Raw genomic sequence first — 20,305 nt, 5'->3', positions numbered from 1 at the left:
GCGTCAGACGCGACTCGGCAGCGTCAGCTTGCAGGTCTGGCCGATATCCAGCGTCCGCAGCACCCGCCCCATTCCCAGCCACAGCGCACACGACAACGCCAGGTCGGCGAGCAACTCTTCGGAAAAGTGTTCGCGGCAGCGGTTCCAGAAGTCTTCGTCATCGCGTAGCACCGTGTGCTCGGTGGCGAACCGGTGGGCGAACTCAGCGGCCAGTCGCTCCTGATCGCTGTATCCGGGCCAGGTGCGCCACTCGCGCGAATGGTGGTACAGCTCTTCGTCGACACCGGCGGCCGGTCCGTCGGCGTCGCGGGTGTTGACGCACACTTCGCATTCGTTGTCGTGGGCGATGACCATCCGCGCGAGTTCGCGAGTACGCATCGGCAACCGGTTGTGGTTGTACACCGAGTTGGCGAACGCTCCGATCGCGCCGCCCAAGTCGGGAGACTTCAGGACCCAGCCGGCGAGGTCGTCGTCAGCGAATGTTCCGATTCGGCTCATGGCGAGATGGTACGCCCGAAGTCGGGACGGGAAGCCGTTCCCTGGCGACGGCCGCCAAGCCGCCGTCTGTCCCCCGCTGCCCGGCGACGATGTAGGCCGAAGGCGCGCTGAGAATCAGCGCTCAGTGCCCGGCTTGCCCGGTCGTCGGCGGTCGCGAGACACACTGGGCCGAGTAGAGCTCCTCGCCGAGCTTGTCCATCAACTGCAGCTGCGTCTCGAGATAATCGACGTGGTTCTCCTCGTCGGCCACGATGCCTTCGAGCAAGTTGGCGCTGGTGGTGTCCTGCTTCTCGCGACACATGATGATGCCCGGCTTGAGCCGGTTTAACACGTCGTATTCGATCGCCAGATCGGCCTCGAACTGCTCGCGCAGCGTCTGACCAATGCGTAATGAGAAGAGGCGTTGGTAGTTGGGCAGGCCTTCCAGCAACAAGATGCGATCGGTGATCGCCTCGGCGTGCCGCATTTCGTCGAAAGACTCGGCGCGGGTGTGGCCCGCCACCTCGGTGAACCCCCAGTTCTCCTGCATCTTGGAATGCAGAAAATACTGGTTGATCGCGGTGAGTTCGCTGGTCAACTGCTCGTTGAGAAGGCGCAAAACATCGGGATCACCTTGCATGATCGCTCCTTATTCTCCGCTGGCGCGGTTTCGGACTTGAGGCGATTGACGGTGGGTTGGGCTGGAACGCCACCGCATGCCCACATCAAACCTAGTCCAGTGCAGGACGGAACGACGGGTTGATTCGCGTGGTGTCGGCGCGTCTTCGTCGGCCGGCGCCTCGATGCAGAAATCCTGGTCAGAACAGGCTTTAGGTTAGGTTAGCCTTTGCGAATCAAGTTAGGTTAGACTCCACTAACAATGTACGTATGCCTGTGTGTCGGTGCGACAAGTCAGACGGTGTCTGACGCCGTCGCCCGCGGGGCGTCGACCTCCAAAGAGGTTGCGGCGGCCTGCGGAGCCGGCACTGACTGCGGACGTTGCCGGCGCACGTTGCGGGCGCTCATCGCGGCGGCCGCGCGGTTGGAAACCAGCGGGTCGCGGTAGCCGCCGTCCTGGCGATCAGTTGCCCCGCCGAGCGGTGAAATCGGCGAGGGCCCGCGCGTTTGCCTGCCCGCCCATCAGCTGAGCGAAATGGGCGTTCTCCCGACCGGTCGCCGCCGCGATTTCCGGACGAGTCGGTTCGACGATGGTCTGCTTGACCGCGATCAGGCTCGAAATCGGCCGTGAGGCAAGGATTTCAGCGTGCCGACGGGCGTCCGCGATCAGCTCGGAGGGCTCGCACACTTTCCAGACCAGGCCCATCCGCAGCGCCTCTTCGGCGCTCACCCACTCCGAGGACATCAAGAGCCAGGCGGCGTTCTGCCGACCGATCAGCTGCGGCAGCAGGTATGACGACGCCGCTTCCGGCGCGACGCCGAGGCTGGTGAACGGGCACTTCAGGCGAGCCGCCGATGACATGAACGCCAGGTCGGCGTAGCCGAGGATGGTGGTGCCGATGCCGACGCCGACGCCGTTGACCGCGCAGATCAGCGGTTTGGGAAACCGGGTCAGCGCGTCGATCATCGAGGTGAAGTGCGATCCCTGACGGGCCATTTGCGGGTCGGTGATGCGTGCTTGCATCTCGTTGAGGTCGTTGCCGGCGCTGAAGGCGCGTCCCGCCCCGGTCAAGAGCACGACGGCGATTTCAGGATCGTCGCCTGCTGACGTCAGTGCTTCGGCGGTGGCCTGGTAGAGCGCCTCGTTGAACGCGTTGAGCGCCTCGGGCCGGTTCAGGGTGAGGGTGCGCACCCGGTTCTGGTCTTCGATCTGCAGTATCACCGGTGTCTCCTCAGGTCTCGAACGGTGTCTTCAGCACGTAGCGGCTGGTCGGCACGGTGTCGATGTTCTCGTTGGCGCCGAATGCCGATGTGCTGGCGACCATCCGGCTCAGCCGCTGCTGCAGATCGGCATCGTCGGCGGCGCCGAAAAAGGCCTTCAGATCGGTGATCGCCTCGGCCGGGAACAGCTCTTCGACGATGCCCGCCAGTTGCGGCGCGTCCGGCGTGAGCGGGCGCACGACGGCGTTCTGGGTGTAGCCGAAGGTGGACTGGGTCTCGATCGCCACCGGCGTGTGGTCGTGCTGCCAGCGGCGCAGCCAGTTCGCCTGGTCTAGCTCTGCCGGCCGGCGCAGCAGCGCAATGTTAGCCAAACCTGTTGTGCGGCTACCTAGTTGGAGTGGCGCCGGCAACGGAACCGACTCGGTGACCAGATAAGCCGCGACCGAATGGCACTCCGCTTCGAGCAGGCGCAGCACCGCCGCGATCTGATCGCCGTAGCACTGTTGGGTCCACATGCTCACCACCGCGGCCACCGGCGGGTCGAGCGTCGTCAGCGTCATCAGTGAATGACGCACCGCATCGTCGCGAACATTGACGGCCAGGCCGGGGACACCGAGCTGGAGAATGGCGTCGGCGACCGGTCCGCGCTGCCGTTGGCACCAGTCCTCGTCGCGGTCGGCTGCCATCAGCACCGCAACTATCTTTTCCATAAGCGAAACCTAGTCGGAGTGGTCCCGGGCCCATCGGGGCAGGATGAACATCCCGTCGGCTTCAACCGTGACGCCGTCCTCATCGGCGAGATGGCCTACCGCGAAGGTCTTCACCCCGTCGACGCGGGTGGTTGTCGCTTCGGCGTGCAGCTGCCCCAGCCGGGTGGCCTGCAGATAGCGGAGGCTGATCGTTCCGGTCAGCCGCGGGTTGATCCCGTCGACGCAAACGTGCAGTGGCCGAGTCGATCTCGGCCTTGGCCGCCGCGACCGCTGCGGCATCGGCCTGGGTCCTGACAGTCGCGTCGATCAACTCGCGAACCGACTCGTACAACGCGCGCTGCCGTTCGACGTCCTCGGCGCTGATGTTTTCCAGCGTGAAGTCCAGCATGAAGCGAAACTAGAACACGTTCATTTTGCTGGCACTACCGGGCCGGGCGTAGCTGCTGGTCGGCGCCGACCAGCTCGCCGATCAGCTCGGCAAGCTGCCGGTAGGGCCCGTCGCGGCCGCTGGATGAGCGGAATACCAACCCGATCCGTCGGCCGGGGCGGGGTGCGGCGAAGTATGCCAGTTCGAGCTGGCTGCGCGCGGTCTCGACGGGCACCGCGCTCTGCGGGATCAACGTCGCACCCAGCCCGCCGGTGACACATTGCACTGCCGTCGCCAGCGACGCCGCCCGGGTGTCGGCCAGCTCGGCGCGTACGCCCGCCTTGTGGCAGACGTCGAGGGCCTGATCGCGCAGGCAGTGTCCCTCGTCGAGCAACAGCAACGGCAGCTGCGCCAGCGCGGTCGGCGGGAGTCGTCGCTTGCCCGCCAGCGGGTGCCCGGGCGGCAGCGCGAGCACGAAATCTTCGTCGTAAATCGGGATTTCGGTGATGCCGCCGGCCTCGGCGGGCAAGGCGATCAACGCCGCATCCAGGGATCCCTCGCGCAGTCCGGTGAGCAGCCGCTCGGTCTGGTCTTCGATCACCCGCAAGGTCAGCGCGGGCAGCCGCTCGGCCAGCCCGGCCAGCAGGCTCGGCAGCACGTACGGTGCCACCGTCGGGATCAGTCCCAGCCGGATGCTGCCCTGCAGCGGATCCGACGTCCCCGCGGCTGCGGCCGCGAATCCGGTCGCCGCCTCGATCACCGCTTGCGCGTGCGGCAGCAGCTGCCTGCCTTCGGCGGTGAGGAAAACCCGACGAGTCGAGCGTGCCACCAGCTGGACTCCGAGTCCGGATTCCAGTGCCGACAGGGCCTGTGACAACGTCGACTGGCTGACGCCGAGAGTTGTCGCAGCGCTGCCGAAATGCTGTTTTTCCGCGACAGCGACAAATGCCCGAAGCCCGGCGATGGTCGGCTGATAACTCTTATCGGTCATACCTATCAGTGTAGTGGGACATATCACCTTTAATTCTAAGTTGAGTTCCGGCAGTATGAACTCAGAAAACTTGACTAGATCCAATCTTCTCGAAAAGGAGTGACATGGCACTGCTGACCATTGGTGACCAGTTCCCCGCCTACCGGCTGACCGCGTTGATCGGGGGCGACCTGTCTAAGGTCGACGCCCAGCAGCCCGGCGACTACTTCACGACCATCTCCAGCGACGACTACGAGGGCAAGTGGCGCGTGGTGTTCTTCTGGCCGAAGGACTTCACCTTCGTGTGCCCGACCGAGATCGCCGCGTTCGGCAAGCTCAACGACGAGTTCGAGGATCGCGAAACCCAGGTTCTCGGCGTTTCGGTGGACAGCGAATTCGTCCACTTCCAGTGGCGCGCCCAGCACGAGGACCTGAAGAAGCTGCCGTTCCCGATGCTTTCGGACATCAAGCGCGAACTGGTCGAAGCCACCGGGGCGCTCAACTACGAGGGTGTGGCCGACCGGGTCACGTTCATCGTCGACCCCAACAACGAGATCCAATTCGTTTCGGTGACTGCCGGTTCGGTGGGCCGTAACGTCGACGAGGTGTTGCGAGTGCTCGATGCCTTGCAGTCCGATGAGCTGTGCGCCTGCAACTGGCGCAAGGGCGACCCCACCATCGACGCCGGGGAAGAGTTGAGGAAGTCAGCCTGATGAGTGTCGAGAATCTGAAAGACGCACTGCCCGAATACGCCAAGGACCTCAAGCTCACCCTTGGCTCGATCAGCCGCAGCACTGTGCTCAACTCCGAGCAGCTGTGGGGCACCCTACTGGCCAGTGCAGCGGCGACGCGGAATACCCAGGTGCTGGCCGAGATTGGCGCCGAGGCGGCTGATTACCTGTCGGCCGAGGCCTATCAGGCGGCGTTGGGCGCCGCGTCGATCATGGGCATGAACAACGTGTTCTACCGCGGCCGCGGCTTCCTTGACGGCAAGTACGACGACCTGCGCCCTGGGCTACGGATGAACATCATTGGCAACCCGGGCGTGGACAAGGCGAATTTCGAGCTGTGGTCGTTTGCGGTGTCGTCGATCAACGGGTGTTCGCACTGCGTGGTTGCTCACGAGCACACTCTGCGCGATGCCGGCGTCGACCGGGAAGCCATCCTCGAGGCGTTGAAGGTGGCCGCCATCGTGTCCGGCGTCGCGCAGGCAATCAGCACGGCCCAAACATTGGCTGCTGCCGGCTAGCGGGCGACCCGTAGACTTCGGGTCTGTGGGCGTGAGCCAAGTCGATCTGGAGCGTTTGCGTCGCTGTGTCGAACTCGCCCGAACCGCTCTTGACAACGGGCACGGACCATTCGGCGCGATCCTGGTCAACGCCAAAGGCCGGACCGTCTATGAGGATCACAATCGAATCACCGAGGACGACCAGACATTACACGCGGAGATGGGGATCGTCCGGTGGGCGGTAGCGAATTTGGCTCCGGTCCATCGCATTCGGGCCACCGTCTACACGTCATGTGAGCAGTGTCCGATGTGTGCGGCCGCGCACGCGTGGGCGGGTCTCGGGCGCATCGTCTACGCCACATCGTGCGCTCAGTTGACGCAATGGCTGACCGAGTGGCATGCGCCCACACCGCCGGTGGCCATGCTGCCGGTCACCGCGGTCGCCCCCCGAGCGGTGGCCGATGGCCCAGCGCCCGAACTCGAGGCGGAGATGAAATCCCTCTACGAAGCCAGGTATCGGCGGTGACGGTGCCGCCCTGGGTACGGCACGTGATCTGGTGGCAGGTCTACCCCATGGGGTTCGTCGGTGCTTTCCCGGCGGCTGTACCTCCCGATCCAGGTGAACACCGGCTGCGACGCATCGCCGCCTGGTTCGATCACGCCATCCAGCTCGGTGCGTCTGGGATCGCGCTGGGGCCGATCTTCGCCTCGCGCACACACGGTTACGACACCACCGACCATTACCGCATCGATCCTCGGCTCGGCGACGACGACGATTTCGACTATCTTGTCACCGAGGCGCATCAGCGGGGCTTGCGGGTGCTTCTCGACGGCGTGTTCAACCACGTCGGTGTCGACTTCCTCCGTTATCGCGAAGCGGCGCACGACGATGCAGCAGCACGCTGGTTTCGCGGGCACCCGGGGAACTTTCACACCTTCGAAGGACATGGTGGTCTGCTCACGCTGAACCACGACAACGCCGAGGTCGCCGACTACACCGCCGACGTCATGGCGCACTGGTTGCGACGAGGTGCTGACGGCTGGCGGCTGGACGCTGCTTACGCTGTGCCACAACAATTTTGGGCTGAGGTTTTGCCGAAAGTTCGTCGGCTCCAACCGGAAGCGTGGTTCGTCGGAGAGCTGATCCACGGTGACTACGCTGCGGTGGTTCGCGAAGCCGGTTTCGACTCCGTCACTCAGTATGAACTGTGGAAGGCGATTTGGAGCAGCCTCAACGACGGGAACTTCTATGAGCTGGACTGGGCAATGCGGCGCCACAACGTTTTCGTCGAAAGCTTTCCTCCACTGACCTTCATCGGCAATCACGACGTCACCCGCATCGCCAGCCAACTTCAGCGTCCTGAACACCTCGCTCACGCACTGGTGATCCTGATGACGGTGGGTGGCATTCCCAGCATCTACGCCGGCGACGAGTTCGGCTACCACGGAATTAAGGAAGAGCGATTCGGCGGCGACGACGCGGTGCGTCCCGAATTCGGCTCTCCCCCAGCGCAACTAGATGTGCGTCAGGCCGAAGTATGGCGCTTGCACCAATACCTCGTGGGGCTGCGCCGACGCCACTCCTGGTTGTATGCCGCCTCGGCGACCGCGTTGCGATTGGATAACCGGCAATACGTGTACCAGTCCCGAAACGGCGACCAGGCGCTGATCGTGGCGCTCAACGTCGACGACGCCCCACTCCAGGTCGTGTTGGGCGAGCTGGGCGTGGGGCGGGCACATGCCATCGCCGGGAGTGGCATGCCGCCGGACGATGTTGTCGACACGGTGTCGATCGAGCCACACGGCTGGCGAATCCTGCGGCCACTGTGAGCATGCCGCCCGGTCAGCGCAGCCGCTCCAGGGTCAGCGGGTCCTCCTCGCCGTCGTAGTACCGCTCGAGCAGGTGCACGAAACCGTGGTTGTCCGCTGTCGCGTGGGCAAACAACGTCATCGACGAGCGAACTTTCAGGTCGTCCGGATAGCCGAAGATCTCGCCGACCGAGCGGCCTTGCACGGCGTTGACCAACTGCGTGCATTCGCGCAACCGCGGTCCTAGCAGTTCGTGCCGAAGATAGGCCCGGGCTTCGTCGAGCGAGGAGATCGCGTACCTGGCCGCCGTCGGGCTGCTGCCCAGCCCAGCTACCTGCGGGAAGATAAACCAGATCCAATGGCTGCGTTTGCGGCCGACGCGCAACTCGTCGAGGACGTCGTCGTAAACCCGCGCCTGCGCGTCAACGAAACGCTGCAGATCGAAGGGGTCGCTTGCGGATTCCATATGACCTACGGTTGCACAGTGGTCAAACGGCGGATGCCGAAGGTGCGTGACCTCGCGCCGCTGATCCGGTTTCGCAAGCCCCGGTTCGACCGCGTCCAACGCCGGCTCGACGACGCGCAGACCATCCATGATCTGCGGCGCATCGCCAAGCGGCGGACGCCGAGGGCGGCATTCGATTACACCGACGGCGCGGCCGAGGAAGAGATCTCCCTGGAACGCGCGCGACAAGCCTTTCGCGACATCGAGTTTCACCCCACGATCCTGCGCGACGTCAGCGATGTCCGGACCGGTTGGGAGGTTCTGGGCCAACTGGTGGCGCAACCGTTCGCGATCGCGCCGACGGGCTTTACCCGGTTGATGCACACCGAGGGCGAGATCGCCGGCGCCCGGGCGGCAGCGGCGGCCGGGATCCCGTTCTCGCTGTCTACTCTGGGCACCGCCTCGATGGAAGAGGTGGCGGCGGCTGCGGCGGAGGGCCGCAAGTGGTTTCAGCTGTACATGTGGCGTGATCGGGACCGTTCTATGGCGTTGGTGCGACGGGCCGCCGACGCCGGGTTCGACACCCTGCTGGCCACCGTCGACGTCCCGGTTGCCGGTGCGCGGCTGCGCGACGTACGCAACGGGATGTCGATTCCGCCGGCCTTGACGCTGCGCACCGTGCTCAACGCCGTGCCGCGCCCGCGCTGGTGGTTCGACCTGTTGACCACTGAGCCGCTGGCCTTCGCGTCACTGGATCGGTGGTCGGGCACCGTCGGCCAATACCTCGACACCATGTTCGACCCCAGCCTCACCTTCGATGACTTGACGTGGATCAAAGCGCAGTGGCCGGGCAAGCTCGTGGTCAAGGGCATCCAGACTCTCGACGACGCGCGGGCTGTGGTCGACCGCGGCGTCGACGGCATCGTGTTGTCCAATCATGGTGGTCGCCAACTCGATCGGGCTCCCGTGCCGTTTCAGCTGCTGCCCGGGGTGGCGCGCGAACTCGGCAAGGACACCGAGATCTTGCTGGATACCGGCATCATGTCCGGCGCCGACATCGTCGCCGCGATCGCCCTGGGAGCGCGCTGTACGCTGATCGGCCGGGCCTACCTGTATGGGTTGATGGCCGGCGGCCAAGCGGGGGTCGATCGCGTCATCGAGATCCTGTCCGGACAGTTGACCCGCACCATGCGGCTGCTCGGTGTCAACTGCCTCGAGGAGCTCTCCCCCAAGCATGTGACGCAATTACGCCGGCTCATTCCGGTGGAGCCGTCTCCTCGTTGAGGTTGAGCAGGGAAATGACGTCCTTGAGGTGGTCGCAGAGGTAATTCCTGCACATCGCGGGACGAATGTCGTACACGGTGCACGCACCCGTCGTCGGCTCGAAGAACCGGCACGGAATCCACTGCACGTCCGGCCGGACGCGCAACGCTGGGTAGTTAGCGGGTTCCTGCCACGTCGGGCGCTCCGGGAAGAGGGCCCGTCCCTCCTCGAAGTCGATGAATGCCTCGTCACGGGACACCTCGCGGCCGAGTCGACGCCCGAGGTTTTCCAGGAAGACATCTGCATCGTGGACGGGCCCCGGGATGAAGTCGCGATCGTCGAGCGTGCAGCACCCGCCGGAGTTTCCGCGGACGCCCATGCAGTTTTGACTGCAGGTGTACGCGATGACTTGCCCCCGCAGCGCCTCGCGATCGGTCGCCATGAGGCGGAGACTACGCCGATCGTGCGCTCTGACGGAACGGCAGCTGCCCGACGGTCACAATCGGGTCCGCTGCGCAATGTCGTCGGAAAACTCGTCGAGCATCGCCTCGGTCAACGAAGGCCGCGTCTCGTGGACCGCGGTCAGGTAATCCTTGGTGCAGGCCGGCTCGCCACGGCGGAACTCGATCTCGCGCTCAAACCCCAACTGAGCGCCCTTGCGGGCCGCGAACTCGATGTCGGCCGGGGTGAACATCTCGGTGGCGGCGACTAGCGCATCGACGTCAACGGAATCGGCGGCCGACTCCAGGTAGCGGGTCCAAATAGCTGCCCGCGCAGTGGCATCCGGCGGTCCGATCGGAATGATGTAGTCGAATCGACCGGGCCGCAAGAACGCCGAATCCAGCGACCGCACCGAGTTCGTCGCGCAGATCAATAGCCGCTCGTCGCGCTGGCGAAACACCGGGATCAACTTGAGTAGTTCGTTGGTGGCGCCATGCGCCGGGTCGGACGGTATCCCGGAGCGCGAGCCGGCTATCTCTTCAACCTCGTCAATGAAGACCACTACCGATTCCAGCTCCATGAGTGTGGCGAACGCTTCCCGCAAGGCACTCGCCATGGCCACGTCGGGGGCGGCTAACCGGGACGGGAAAAGTTCGACGAACGGCCAGCCGAGCCGACCGGCGACAGCCTTGGCGAAGCTGGTTTTGCCGGTGCCCGGCGGACCGAACAAGATCACCGCCTTCGGGGGCGAGACGCCGTATTGCTCGGCGGCGTGCGGTTCGGTCAGCGGCAGCACCATCCTGCGCTCGACAATCTGCTTCTCCGACTCCATCCCGGCCATCGCCTGCCACAGGCCGCGGGGCATGGATTGCGCGCCCAGCTCAGCCAACAGGCCCGCGTCCGATGCGCCGACATGGTCGACCTTTTCGAAAAACGACAGCCCGTTGTGCTCGTGGTAGCCGGAGTTGCGCAGTGCCGTCGTACCCGTGGCGTCGGCCGAGAGCAGCGCGCCGATCCGTCGCACTCCTAACGCGTGCAGCCGGGCTTCCAGCTCGGTGAGCAGGGCGCTGCCGATACCCCGGTTCCGCCATCGGCTATTGAGGGCGATGATCGAGATCCAAGCTCGTTCGCCCTGGAAATGAGCCACGGCGACGCCGACCAACTCGTCCCCGACCACTGCGACTACTGCGGGCTGCCCTGACCTGGCGGCCGACACCACCTCGGAGATCGCAAAGGCCGGCGGCGGCTCGGCGGGCTGGCGGCTTTGATCCCAAAGGGAGATCGCCTGGTCGAGGTCGTCATCGTGGAAGTCACGGAGCCGCCACGGGGGCATTGTTTACCTCCTTGTGGGTGTGGCGATAGCGGGCAAGCCTTTTACAGCAGGGCACACACGGTGCAGGAATCGCCGACGGCGGAAACCACCCATTCGGGTGTAACGGCGGGTGATTCGACCGCCTGGGTGGTGATTGGGCCGCAGGGTCGCGTTGGTCGCGGCGATGACGTCGTCACGAGTCAACCCGCGAGCTGCAGCTCTCGGGCCGGCGGTGCCGGGGTGACCTCGCGCGCCTCCTCCAGTCCGGCCAGCCGCCGCCACGAGTCGATCGCGTGGCCGGTGAGCTCGGCGATCCGGCTTGCCGTCGAAGCGTCCCCGGACGCCAGCGCGTACGCGTTCTGCGCGTGAACGACCACATTGTCCAGCGCCATCAGCAGGTCGTTGTCGACGAACGTGGTCGACTCGGATGCGGCCTGGGCGGCGCGCATTCCGGCGCCGCTGAGAGTGGCGGCCACCGCGCGGGCGGCCCGGCCAGCGGCATCCCAGTCGGCGACGGCTGGCATGTCACCCGACGCGGCGGCGCGGTGCAGCTCGGCAATGTCGAGAATCGCTTTGTGCGCGGTGATCTTGGCGTACCGAAGTACCCCCCAGACGGGATTGGTCAGCAGTTCGGCGACCCAGGCGTGCACGACGGTGTCGGGAACGTCGGCGGTTCCCACGGTCTGCCAGGCAAGGTCCAGGACGACCACACTGTGTTCGGGTGACAGGTAGCCATCGGGGCCGGCCAGCAAATCGTTGCTGGACTGGACGAGCAGGCTCAGCGGGCGGGCCGAGCCGGTAGGAAAGTCGGTGACCCGGGCGTCGCCGTTGATGTAGGAAATCACATTCATCGCGCATCCTTTGCCGGAACCCGGCCGGTGCGATCCTTTGGCCAACCTCAGCGGGTGGGTCATGCGGTAGAGGTCAATTTCGGTTGGGTCCTTTCGCCTTTCACTGCCAGATAGACCGGCTGGTTACTCGCTTAGACGGCTCAGCGGCTCTTCTCGTTCATTCCGGCCCGTCTCCGCGTAACCGGTCTATATAGTTACAACTTGCACGCGCGGATGAAACCTGTCAAGGTGGTTACTTGTGACGTTCGTCTATTGGAGTGGCCGGCGATGCCTCGACTTCGTCGGCACCGTGAAGCACCGGCACAGCTCACGCGAGGAGCTGCTGACCGAGCCGGAACTGCTGTCGGACTGGGCGGTTCAGGCCGGGCTGTTGGATGCCGCCGTCGGTGTCACCGACGATGATGTGGCGACCGCGATCGAGCTGCGGGAAGCGATCTACCGGACCGTTACCGCCCGACTCGAGGGCCGCCGGCCTCAGCACGCCGACGTCGACCTGCTTAACGAGCTAGCCTCCCAACCTCAGCTCACGCCACGACTGCTGCGAACCGGCGCTACCCGTCGCGAAGGCACCACATCGCAACTGCTTGCGAGCCTGGCCGCGGATCTGCTCGATCTGCTGGCCGGAACCGATATCGAGAACGTCAAGCATTGTGCGCACCCGGACTGCACCTGCCTGTATCTGGATGCGTCGCGAGCCAAGAACCGGCAGTGGTGCGGGATGGGCGCTTGCGGCAATCGGGCGAAAGTCCAAGCGTTCCGTGCCCGCCAGCGCGCCTCGTCGGGTTAGCGCCTGGACCCCGTCGGGAACAAACTCGGCACCGACAAGGTTGAGCGCGACAGGCTTAACTTTGGAGGATTGATGGCTGAAGCCAAATCAGTGCCGGTGTTGTTTATCAGCGATCCGATTGTGTTGCCCGGAATGGTCGTGCCGATCGCGCTGGACGACGCTGCGCGCACGGCGGTCGACGCTGCCCGCGCCAGTGAATCGGGCAAGCTTCTGATCGCGCCCCGGCTTGACGATCGTTACCCGTCCTACGGCGTGCTGGCGACAATTTTGCAGGTCGGCCGAATCGCGGGTGGTGGCACCGCCGCCGTTGTGCGCGGCGAGCGACGGGCCCAGATCGGTGTCGGAGCGAGCGGGCCGGGCGCAGCTTTGTGGGTTGAGGTGACCGAGGTCACCGAGCCCGAACCCAACGACGCGACTCGTGCGCTGGCTGCCGAATACAAGAAGCTGCTGCTGGCGATGCTGCAACGCCGCGAGGCGTGGGAGCTGGTCGACGTCGTCAACCGGCTGACCGACCCGTCGGCCCTGGCCGATATGGCGGGTTATGCGTCGTATCTGAGCGACGTGCAGAAGCGCCAGCTGCTGGAGACCGAAGATGTCGCCGAGCGACTGCGGGTGTTGATCGATTGGACCGGCGACCACTTGGCCGAGGTCGAGGTCAACGACAAGATCGCCGAGGACGTCCGCGAAGGCATGGAGAAGCAGCAAAAGGAGTTCCTGCTGCGCCAGCAGTTGGCCGCGATCCGTAAGGAACTCGGCGAGGGCGGACCGGATGGATCCGATGACTACCGCTCGCGAATCGAAGCGGCTGAGCTGCCGGAGAAGGTTCGCGAGGCTGCGCTGCGTGAAGTTGGCAAGCTGGAACGCTCCAGCGAGCAAAGTCCCGAAGGCGGCTGGATCCGCACCTGGCTGGACACCGTGCTCGACCTGCCCTGGAACGTCAAAACTGAGGATTCGACGGACCTGGTGGCGGCGCGCGAAATTTTGGACGCCGACCACCACGGGCTGGACGACGTCAAGGACCGCATCGTCGAGTACCTGGCCGTGCGGACTCGCCGCGCGCAGCGTGGGTTGCAGGTCGTCGGCGGCCGCGGCTCTGGCGCGGTGATGGTGCTGGCCGGCCCGCCCGGCGTTGGCAAGACATCGCTGGGTGAAAGCGTGGCCAGGGCATTGGGCCGCAAGTTCGTGCGCGTCGCCCTGGGCGGTGTGCGCGACGAGGCCGAGATCCGCGGACACCGGCGCACCTACGTGGGCGCGCTGCCCGGCCGGGTCGTGCGAGCGATCGGCGAGGCCGGATCAATGAATCCCGTTGTGCTGCTGGACGAAATCGACAAGGTCGGTTCCGACTACCGCGGCGACCCGAGCGCGGCGCTGCTCGAGGTGCTCGACCCCGCGCAGAACCACACCTTCCGCGACCACTACCTGGATCTGGACCTGGACCTCTCCGATGTGGTGTTCCTGGCTACGGCCAACGTGATCGAGAACATCCCGTCGGCGCTGTTGGACCGCATGGAACTGGTGCAGATCGATGGTTACACGGAAGACGACAAGGTCGCCATTGCCCGCGACTACCTACTGCCCCGGCAGCGGGAACGGGCCGCACTGGGCGACGACGAGGTCATCGTGACCGACGCCGCCCTGCGCAAGATCGCCGCCGACTACACCCGTGAACCGGGCGTGCGGCAGTTCGAGCGGCTGCTGGCCAAGGCACTGCGCAAGGTGACGACCAAGCTGGCCGAGGATAGCGGGTCGATGACCATCGACGAGGCCGATCTGGTGGGTTACCTTGGCCGGCCGCGGTTTACGCCCGAGTCGGCCGAGCGTACCGCCGTGCCCGGCGTGGCCACCGGCTTGGCCGTCACCGGGCTGGGCGGTGATGTGCTCTACATCGAGGCCGGCGCCAACGAGGGTGAGCCGGGCCTGCAGCTGACCGGTCAACTCGGTGACGTGATGAAGGAGTCCGCGCAGATCGCGCTGTCCTACGTGCGTTCGCACGCAGCGGAATTGGGTGTCGATCCGTCGACGCTTGATCGGCGGATCCATGTGCACGTGCCCGCCGGCGCCGTCCCGAAGGACGGTCCGTCCGCGGGTGTCACGATGGTGACCGCGCTGGTGTCGATGGCCACCGGACGGCAGGTTCGCGCCGATGTCGGGATGACCGGCGAGGTCACGTTGAACGGCCGGGTGCTACCGATCGGCGGCGTCAAGCAGAAGCTGCTGGCCGCGCAACGGGCCGGGCTGTCGACGGTGTTCATCCCACAGCGCAACGAGCCGGACCTGGACGATGTGCCCGCCGAGGTGCTCGAGGCGTTGGACGTCAAACCGATGACCGACGTCGCCGAAATCGTTGCCCAGGCACTGGAACCCGCGGCGCACAACGCCGCGGTGGCGGCCTGACCCTTGTCGGCGGCATCAGCGAAGCCGACTCATCACGGTGCGATGCGGGAATCGATTCCGCAATGCACCAATGAGACGGCCGGCTTCGTTGATGAGATGGTTAGCTTCCGCGATGTCGGCTGCGAGGTCGGTGGAGGCGTCGGCGCTTTTTTCGGCCCGGCCAGGCGTCGCGCCTTCCACCACGCCCCGCAAGCTAGAAACCGAAGTCTCGAGACCGAAGGGCCTTTCGTCGCCACGGCGAATGGATGTCGCCGTCCGAAGGTTGGGCCGCATGGTGGACAATCGTTGAATGACCGATTCGCAACCGCTCAAACGGCGCATCGTCCACACCGCCCAACGACTGGTGGTCAATCCGGTGGGCCGACGGTTACCGCTGACCATGCTGGAAACCGTCGGCCGAAAGTCGGGGCAGCCGCGGCGCACCGCCATCGGCGGCCGAGTGATCGGCAAGCAGTTCTGGATGGTCTCCGAGCACGGCGAGCATTCCCACTACGTGCGCAACATCAAGGCCAATCCCGCGGTGCGGTTGCGCATCCACGGCCGGTGGCGCAGCGGAACCGCTCACCTGCTGCCCGACGACGACGCGACGGAGAGACTGCGCAGTCTGCCCGGATTCAACAGCACCGTGGTGCGCCTCGTCGGCAGTGACTTGCTGACTATCCGGGTGGATCTGGACTGAGGCCGCAAGTCGGTCCTAGGGCTACCGTTGTGCCGTGGCCTACGACACGGAGTTGGTTGAGCGAATCCGCGAACTGCTGGCGCCCGAGCGTGGCGTCGACGAGAAACGGATGTTCGGCGGCCTCGCCTTCCTGATCAACGGGCATATGGCCGTCGCCGCCAGCGGCCAGGGCGGCTTGTTGGTGCGAGTCCCGCCGGACGAAACCGACAAGCTGCTCGACCGTGCGCACGTCAGCCCGATGGTGATGGCCGGCCGCGAGGCCAGGGGCTGGTTGCGGGTCGAGTCGGACGGATTGAAAACCAAACGCCAGCTTCACGGCTGGGTGAACCGCGGGGTGAAGCATGTGCGCAGCCTGTCGCCAAAGTAGAGCGCGGTTGGTGACCTGCCACGACGGGTACGCGAAGCGTTATGGACGAGCCTAAGCAAGTGGTGCGACGACTGCTGAAAGTCGCGGGTACCACCTATGCGGCTGAGGCGGGCGTCCGGATCAGCGACAAGCCAATGCCGCTGTTTCAGCTGCTGGTGTTGTGCATGCTGGCCAGCAAGCCGATCGACGCGGCGATCGCCATGCGTGCCGGGCATGAACTGTTCAGCGATGGCCTGCGGACGCCGAAGACCGTCCTGGATTCCGGTCGGCGCACCATGATCGACGCTTTCGGCCGAGCCCACTATGTGCGTTACGACGAGAGTTCGGCTACCCGGCTCACCGAGATCGCTCAGCGGGTTGTGGACGAGTACTCCGGTGATCTACGCGAAATAGCCCGGCGCAGTGACGGCGATATCGACGCCGTCAAGCGAATGCTCAAGCAATTCAAGGGAATCGGTGACACCGGTGCCGACATTTACTTGCGCGAAGTCCAAGATGTCTGGACTTGGGTGCGACCGTACTTCGACAAACGTGCCACCCGTGCCGCCGAAGCACTGGGGTTGCCTACCGACCCGACGAAGCTTGGTGCCCTCGCCCCGGGTGCCAACGCCCGTCTAGCCGCCGCGTTGGTACGAGCGTCACTCGATGACGACGTGCGCCAGCAGATTGAGCGCGGCTCGTCAGCCAGCTGTGATGACGTCGGGTAGGTGCAGGCCCTGCAGCCGTTCCCGCTCGGCGCGCCGGCGTTTGATTCGCAGCCGGGCATCGGCGGGCATGCTGACTACTTCGTCGCAGGTGAGGTAGAAGACCTCGCCTGCAACGTCGATGACCTCCGCCGCGGCTAACCGGGATCCCAGCTCTCGCAAAGTCGTTCGCAGTTCATGGGTGAACCGCATCGTCGTGTCGTAGGCCAGTTCCCGAGAAGCTCGAGCGCCGGCCGCCATCCGCTCGGCAAGTTTCGCCGCCGACCCGTCGGACGGCATCGGCCGGGGCACTGCGGTCGCGGCCCGCCCGGCAGCAACCAGCAGGATGGCCGGATCATCACCGAACACCAAGTTGGCTAGTTCGATTTCCCCCGGACCGCGATGCGCGATCCGGGTGGCGGCAGCGGTGAAGGCGGCGGCGGTAGTGCGCGACAGAACGCTGATGCCGTCCAGGTCTGCGTCGAGAGCCAGCGCGCACAAATGCGGATCGCTTCGGATCAGCGCCGCCAGCGAGGAAGTCTCGGCGTCGACAACGTCGCTTTCCACCAACATGGCCACGCCTGAGACGGTGGTGTGTAGGCCGGCACGCTCCACCGTCGCTGCGGTGACGCCCATGTCGATCAGCCACAGCCCTGTGAGACCCCAGCCCTGGTGGATCCGGTCCCGCAGCAATCGAGTCCGCACTTGAAGGTCCGCGTCCGACAATGAATTCAGTTGCGCCGCATCGAGGTGCTCGGCCATCGCCGCCATGACGTAGGCCTGGGTGTCGACCCTCAGATGCCGCAACAACGCCAACGCCCGCTTGACGACAACGGCCTTGGCGGCCGATCCGAGCAGCCCGCCGGTCTGCGGTGGGCGCCCCTGCGGCAAAAGCCCGCCAACGGGTACGCCGCCCAGCAACTGTTGCACGACGTTGCGCCCGTCCCAGCCGGGCAATTGGCCTGCGGCGATCACGCTGGCCGAAACGCCAACGTAGGGACGGTGACCGAAAACCGCGATAGCCCGGCTCCCCCATTCGCCCGCAACCACGTTGCCTAGAGCCAGCACCTGGCTGATCACCCGGTTGGCGGCGCGCAAACCGGCGAGTTGGACGTCGAGCGTCATCGGCGTCAACGGGCCGGGCAGCGTCGCGGCCAGGGGCACGGCGCTGAATACCGGGAAGCGGGGGTCGATGCGGTCGTCGAACTCGCCCTCCAGCCCCTCCGGCGCCACAGACAGTAACCGGGTGCCGTCTGACGGCTCGGTTCGCGGCGCGACCTCCAGCGGTATCGGCAGATGGCCGGGCAGGTCGACGGCGCCCCTGCCGTCAAGTCTGCGGCCGGCCAATCCGCGCGCGGTGTCGGCGACGGCGTCGGTTGCGCACCAACCGAACTCGAATTGCCAAGCCTCCTGCTCCGCAGAGACACCCAGATCGGAAATCAGTTGGGGCCAGGTTGGCAGGCGGGAGAAGCGCGGGCGCTGCTCGCCGGAGCCCAGCAGCCGGCGCGCCGTGGCCACCTCGATGCTGTCCGGGGTCGCGAGGTCGACCAGCCCGGTGCGGTTGGTCGCCACTGCGAGCACCAGGAATCGGACCAGGTCATCGAAATGCAGTACCCGCAACGGGTTGGTCGAATCCTTGCTGTGCCGCAAGCTCCCCACAGTGCGGCAGATCATCCAATCAAGCTGGCGGCCCACCGGCGGCGCCACGCGGACGATCAGGCTCGGCGCCCAGCCCGTCGACACCAGCGTCTCTGCCTGCCGGTACAGCTTGGGCTGGCCGGCCGACTGAGACACGTAGATCAGCCGGGCACCCCCACGGGCCGCCGCGTGGGCGACCTGCACGAGTCCGTTTATTCCGGCGCTGCCGGGCGCGGTGGGCTCGATCGGAGCGAGGTGGAGGACCACATCGGAGTCGTCGGCCAGCTGCTGCAGAAACGGGTCGCCGAGCGGCCCGCAAACAAAGTCGACGTCGGGATCCAGGTTTTCGTGCGAGTGAGCTGCGATGCCGCTGACCGCATATCCGGCGACGAGTAGCTGACGGGCGACGGCACGCCCCAGCACTCCGGTGACCCCGGTGAGCAGGATCCGCACGCCCGACCACCTCCAACGGTGTTCAGCTGACAAAACGACAATAAGCGCGCCGACCGGCTCACAGGCAACTTTCAGCTAACCCGCGATGGTTACGTGAGGGCGGCGGTGCCGTCTGCGCGGATCGCAACTTCGGCGCCAGCGATGTCGTCATGCACCGTCGCCGCGGCTGCCGCGGGATCGGGTATCAAAGCCAGGGTGCGGCGGTCGTCGGGGGTCCGAACCGCGAGGAACGTCTTCTCCGGCTGACCACCCCGGTCAAACGGCGTCGTCCAGGATTCGACCGTCCCGACACCCTCCCATTCCACCGCCGCGTCTCGAATGGGCTCTTGGTCCACTGCGGCTTGCGTGTCCTCCCAACGAAACTCAGCCGACGGCGGTTCGGTGCCGTAGACACCAAAGCTGTGCTTGGTCAGGTAGCCGCCATTGGCGGTGATCAAGCCACGCCGCCCCGGGTTAGCCGTCAGCAGTTCGGCCATCGTCGCGATCGAGTGCGACACGTAATTGCTCCACGGACCGCCGGCGAACGTCAGCCCTCCGGTCACGGTCAGCGGCCGGGCCGGATTGTCAACCGGCAGCCCGAGTTCGGCCGCCGCGACCTGCACAGCGGACGGGAAACAGGAGTACAGGTCGACGTAGTCCACGTCGTCGATGCCCAGACCGGCCAGTGTCAGCGCGCGCGCACCGGCGATCCGGATGGCAGGCGAGCGGTGAAGTTCGGCCCGCTCACTGATGGCGTAGGTGTCGTGGGCATTGGTGCCTGCATACGGATAGACCCAGCGTTCGGTGGGGATACACAGTCGAGTCGCGGTCTCGACCGACGTCAGGATCAGCGCCGCAGCCTGGTCGACCATGTTGTTGGAGTTCATCAACTTCGTGTACGGCCAGCTGATCATCCGGTTCGTCGGACCATCCTGGCAAATCTCCTCTGCTGTAACGGGTTTGCGGATCCAGGCGTTTGTGTTGTGCACCGCCACGGCATTGAAGCGCGCCCATAGCTCGCCGACACGCTTGCGGTGATCCTCGATCGACTCCCCCGCGCTGATGCGCAGCGCCTGCTCGAACATCGGGTAGATGTAAGCGGGGCGGTCCAGCCCAATGCGGTCCTCGGCCGGCCCCGCCATCGGTACGTTTTCGTCACTGCCCTGGGCAAGAGGGACCGATTCGTCCTGATCGGTCCAGGTAAGTCGTTTGCCCTTGGAGCGCAACTGCATCCGGGTGCGCCACATTTCCGCACCGGCCACTAACACCACGTCCGCGCGTCCGTGCTGGATGTCCAGGCAGGCCCGGTTGACCAGCGACTGCGGCACGTTGCCGCCGACGCCGCTGTAGCGGGTGGTCGGACGGTCGGCTCCGATGCGCTGGCCGAGCAGCAGCCCGGGGTCGCGATAGCGTGCCGACAACAGGTTGACCACGAGGATGGAGTCGACGGCCTCGAGCACCCGACCGTCGGCGGCTTGGCGCGCGGCCTCGGCCATCAGGTCCACGGGTTCTTTCGCGTTGGCTTCCGCGCCCGGGTCCTCATGATGGTTGAGCTGGCCATAGCCGACCAGCACCGGTGTCCTGGGGGTGAGGGGCATTGGTGGAGACCTTCC

At 65.6% G+C, this 20,305-nt stretch carries 22 protein-coding genes and 1 pseudogene; 11 read left to right on the top strand and 12 right to left on the bottom strand.

Translation table 11 applies throughout. From position 1 onward, the window contains the following. Positions 1 to 3 precede the first annotated feature (3 nt). On the bottom strand, positions 4 to 498 hold the full coding sequence (locus tag VEI45_RS16220) for a carboxymuconolactone decarboxylase family protein (protein WP_324854964.1): 495 nt from the start codon (positions 496 to 498) through the stop codon (positions 4 to 6). 121 nt (positions 499 to 619) lie between these two features. After that, positions 620 to 1,117, bottom strand: coding sequence for a bacterioferritin (gene bfr / locus VEI45_RS16215; protein WP_324854962.1), 498 nt, complete (start codon positions 1,115 to 1,117; stop codon positions 620 to 622). Positions 1,118 to 1,357: 240 nt separating this feature from the next. Here bfr and VEI45_RS16210 point away from each other — a divergent pair, with 240 nt between their 5' ends. Then, on the top strand, positions 1,358 to 1,543 hold the full coding sequence (locus VEI45_RS16210; RefSeq protein WP_324854960.1) for a (2Fe-2S)-binding protein: 186 nt from the start codon (positions 1,358 to 1,360) through the stop codon (positions 1,541 to 1,543). Positions 1,544 to 1,558: 15 nt separating this feature from the next. Here VEI45_RS16210 and VEI45_RS16205 read toward each other — a convergent pair whose 3' ends face one another. The 4 genes and pseudogenes from VEI45_RS16205 to VEI45_RS16190 form a co-directional block, all read right to left on the bottom strand. Next, a complete protein-coding gene (locus VEI45_RS16205) occupies positions 1,559 to 2,317 on the bottom strand; it encodes an enoyl-CoA hydratase/isomerase family protein (protein WP_324854958.1) in 759 nt (252 codons plus the stop codon). Positions 2,318 to 2,327: 10 nt separating this feature from the next. Then, positions 2,328 to 3,026, bottom strand: a complete 699-nt coding sequence (locus VEI45_RS16200) for a hypothetical protein (RefSeq protein WP_324854956.1) — start codon at positions 3,024 to 3,026, stop codon at positions 2,328 to 2,330. Positions 3,027 to 3,035: 9 nt separating this feature from the next. After that, a pseudogene (locus VEI45_RS16195) lies at positions 3,036 to 3,414 on the bottom strand (hypothetical protein). Positions 3,415 to 3,448: 34 nt separating this feature from the next. Beyond that, positions 3,449 to 4,384 carry a hydrogen peroxide-inducible genes activator gene (locus tag VEI45_RS16190; protein ID WP_324854953.1) on the bottom strand — a complete coding sequence of 312 codons (936 nt, stop codon included), beginning with the start codon at positions 4,382 to 4,384 and terminating at the stop codon, positions 3,449 to 3,451. Positions 4,385 to 4,488: 104 nt separating this feature from the next. Between VEI45_RS16190 and VEI45_RS16185 the strand changes: the two genes are divergently transcribed. The 4 genes from VEI45_RS16185 to VEI45_RS16170 are packed head-to-tail and all read left to right on the top strand — an operon-like array spanning position 4,489 to position 7,421. After that, positions 4,489 to 5,076 carry a peroxiredoxin gene (locus VEI45_RS16185; RefSeq protein ID WP_324854951.1) on the top strand — a complete coding sequence of 196 codons (588 nt, stop codon included), beginning with the start codon at positions 4,489 to 4,491 and terminating at the stop codon, positions 5,074 to 5,076. Continuing rightward, complete coding sequence (locus VEI45_RS16180; RefSeq protein WP_324854949.1) at positions 5,076 to 5,612, top strand: alkyl hydroperoxide reductase; 537 nt, start codon at positions 5,076 to 5,078, stop codon at positions 5,610 to 5,612. Before VEI45_RS16185 ends, VEI45_RS16180 begins: the two co-directional genes overlap by 1 nt. A gap of 25 nt (positions 5,613 to 5,637) precedes the next feature. After that, positions 5,638 to 6,117: a nucleoside deaminase gene (locus VEI45_RS16175; protein WP_324854947.1), complete on the top strand. Its 480-nt coding sequence runs from the start codon at positions 5,638 to 5,640 to the stop codon at positions 6,115 to 6,117. Continuing rightward, on the top strand, positions 6,114 to 7,421 hold the full coding sequence (locus VEI45_RS16170; RefSeq protein WP_324854945.1) for an alpha-amylase family glycosyl hydrolase: 1,308 nt from the start codon (positions 6,114 to 6,116) through the stop codon (positions 7,419 to 7,421). The genes VEI45_RS16175 and VEI45_RS16170 overlap by 4 nt, the downstream gene beginning before the upstream one ends. A gap of 13 nt (positions 7,422 to 7,434) precedes the next feature. Here the strand turns inward: VEI45_RS16170 and VEI45_RS16165 are convergent, their stop codons facing one another. Beyond that, positions 7,435 to 7,866: a DUF1810 domain-containing protein gene (locus tag VEI45_RS16165; protein ID WP_324854943.1), complete on the bottom strand. Its 432-nt coding sequence runs from the start codon at positions 7,864 to 7,866 to the stop codon at positions 7,435 to 7,437. On the opposite strand from VEI45_RS16165, the gene VEI45_RS16160 reads away from it, so the two are divergent. Further along, positions 7,867 to 9,129, top strand: coding sequence for an alpha-hydroxy acid oxidase (locus tag VEI45_RS16160; protein ID WP_324854941.1), 1,263 nt, complete (start codon positions 7,867 to 7,869; stop codon positions 9,127 to 9,129). It abuts the gene before it with no gap. On the opposite strand, the gene VEI45_RS16155 is transcribed toward VEI45_RS16160, so the two are convergent. The 3 genes from VEI45_RS16155 to VEI45_RS16145 form a co-directional block, all read right to left on the bottom strand. Continuing rightward, positions 9,101 to 9,550, bottom strand: coding sequence for a hypothetical protein (locus tag VEI45_RS16155; protein WP_324854939.1), 450 nt, complete (start codon positions 9,548 to 9,550; stop codon positions 9,101 to 9,103). The genes VEI45_RS16160 and VEI45_RS16155 overlap by 29 nt on opposite strands. A 54-nt stretch (positions 9,551 to 9,604) precedes the next feature. After that, positions 9,605 to 10,882, bottom strand: a complete 1,278-nt coding sequence (locus VEI45_RS16150; protein ID WP_324854937.1) for an ATP-binding protein — start codon at positions 10,880 to 10,882, stop codon at positions 9,605 to 9,607. A 179-nt stretch (positions 10,883 to 11,061) separates the two neighbouring features. After that, on the bottom strand, positions 11,062 to 11,712 hold the full coding sequence (locus VEI45_RS16145) for a hypothetical protein (RefSeq protein ID WP_324854934.1): 651 nt from the start codon (positions 11,710 to 11,712) through the stop codon (positions 11,062 to 11,064). A 238-nt stretch (positions 11,713 to 11,950) separates the two neighbouring features. On the opposite strand from VEI45_RS16145, the gene VEI45_RS16140 reads away from it, so the two are divergent. The 5 genes from VEI45_RS16140 to VEI45_RS16120 all read left to right on the top strand — a co-directional run bounded on the left by VEI45_RS16140 (position 11,951) and on the right by VEI45_RS16120 (position 16,646). Further along, positions 11,951 to 12,499, top strand: a complete 549-nt coding sequence (locus tag VEI45_RS16140) for a CGNR zinc finger domain-containing protein (protein WP_324854932.1) — start codon at positions 11,951 to 11,953, stop codon at positions 12,497 to 12,499. A 72-nt stretch (positions 12,500 to 12,571) separates the two neighbouring features. Continuing rightward, positions 12,572 to 14,893, top strand: coding sequence for an endopeptidase La (lon, locus tag VEI45_RS16135; protein WP_324854930.1), 2,322 nt, complete (start codon positions 12,572 to 12,574; stop codon positions 14,891 to 14,893). Positions 14,894 to 15,182: 289 nt separating this feature from the next. Next, the gene (locus VEI45_RS16130; RefSeq protein WP_324854928.1) at positions 15,183 to 15,572 is read left to right on the top strand and encodes a nitroreductase/quinone reductase family protein; all 390 of its coding nucleotides are present in this window, start codon (positions 15,183 to 15,185) and stop codon (positions 15,570 to 15,572) included. 34 nt (positions 15,573 to 15,606) lie between these two features. Continuing rightward, a complete protein-coding gene (locus tag VEI45_RS16125; RefSeq protein ID WP_324854927.1) occupies positions 15,607 to 15,939 on the top strand; it encodes a TfoX/Sxy family protein in 333 nt (110 codons plus the stop codon). 41 nt (positions 15,940 to 15,980) lie between these two features. Next, complete coding sequence (locus VEI45_RS16120) at positions 15,981 to 16,646, top strand: endonuclease (protein WP_324854925.1); 666 nt, start codon at positions 15,981 to 15,983, stop codon at positions 16,644 to 16,646. Here VEI45_RS16120 and VEI45_RS16115 read toward each other — a convergent pair. Beyond that, positions 16,620 to 18,713 carry an NAD-dependent epimerase/dehydratase family protein gene (locus tag VEI45_RS16115; RefSeq protein WP_324854923.1) on the bottom strand — a complete coding sequence of 698 codons (2,094 nt, stop codon included), beginning with the start codon at positions 18,711 to 18,713 and terminating at the stop codon, positions 16,620 to 16,622. The genes VEI45_RS16120 and VEI45_RS16115 overlap by 27 nt on opposite strands. 89 nt (positions 18,714 to 18,802) lie before the next feature. Further along, entirely contained in the window at positions 18,803 to 20,290 is a 1,488-nt protein-coding gene (locus VEI45_RS16110; protein ID WP_324854921.1) for an acetyl-CoA acetyltransferase, read from the bottom strand. Positions 20,291 to 20,305 lie beyond the last annotated feature (15 nt).

Source organism: Mycobacterium sp., assembly GCF_035623875.1.
GTDB lineage: Bacteria > Actinomycetota > Actinomycetes > Mycobacteriales > Mycobacteriaceae > Mycobacterium.
The sequence above is the reverse complement of the archived record's forward strand: the minus strand, read 5'-3'. Positions and strand labels throughout refer to the sequence as shown.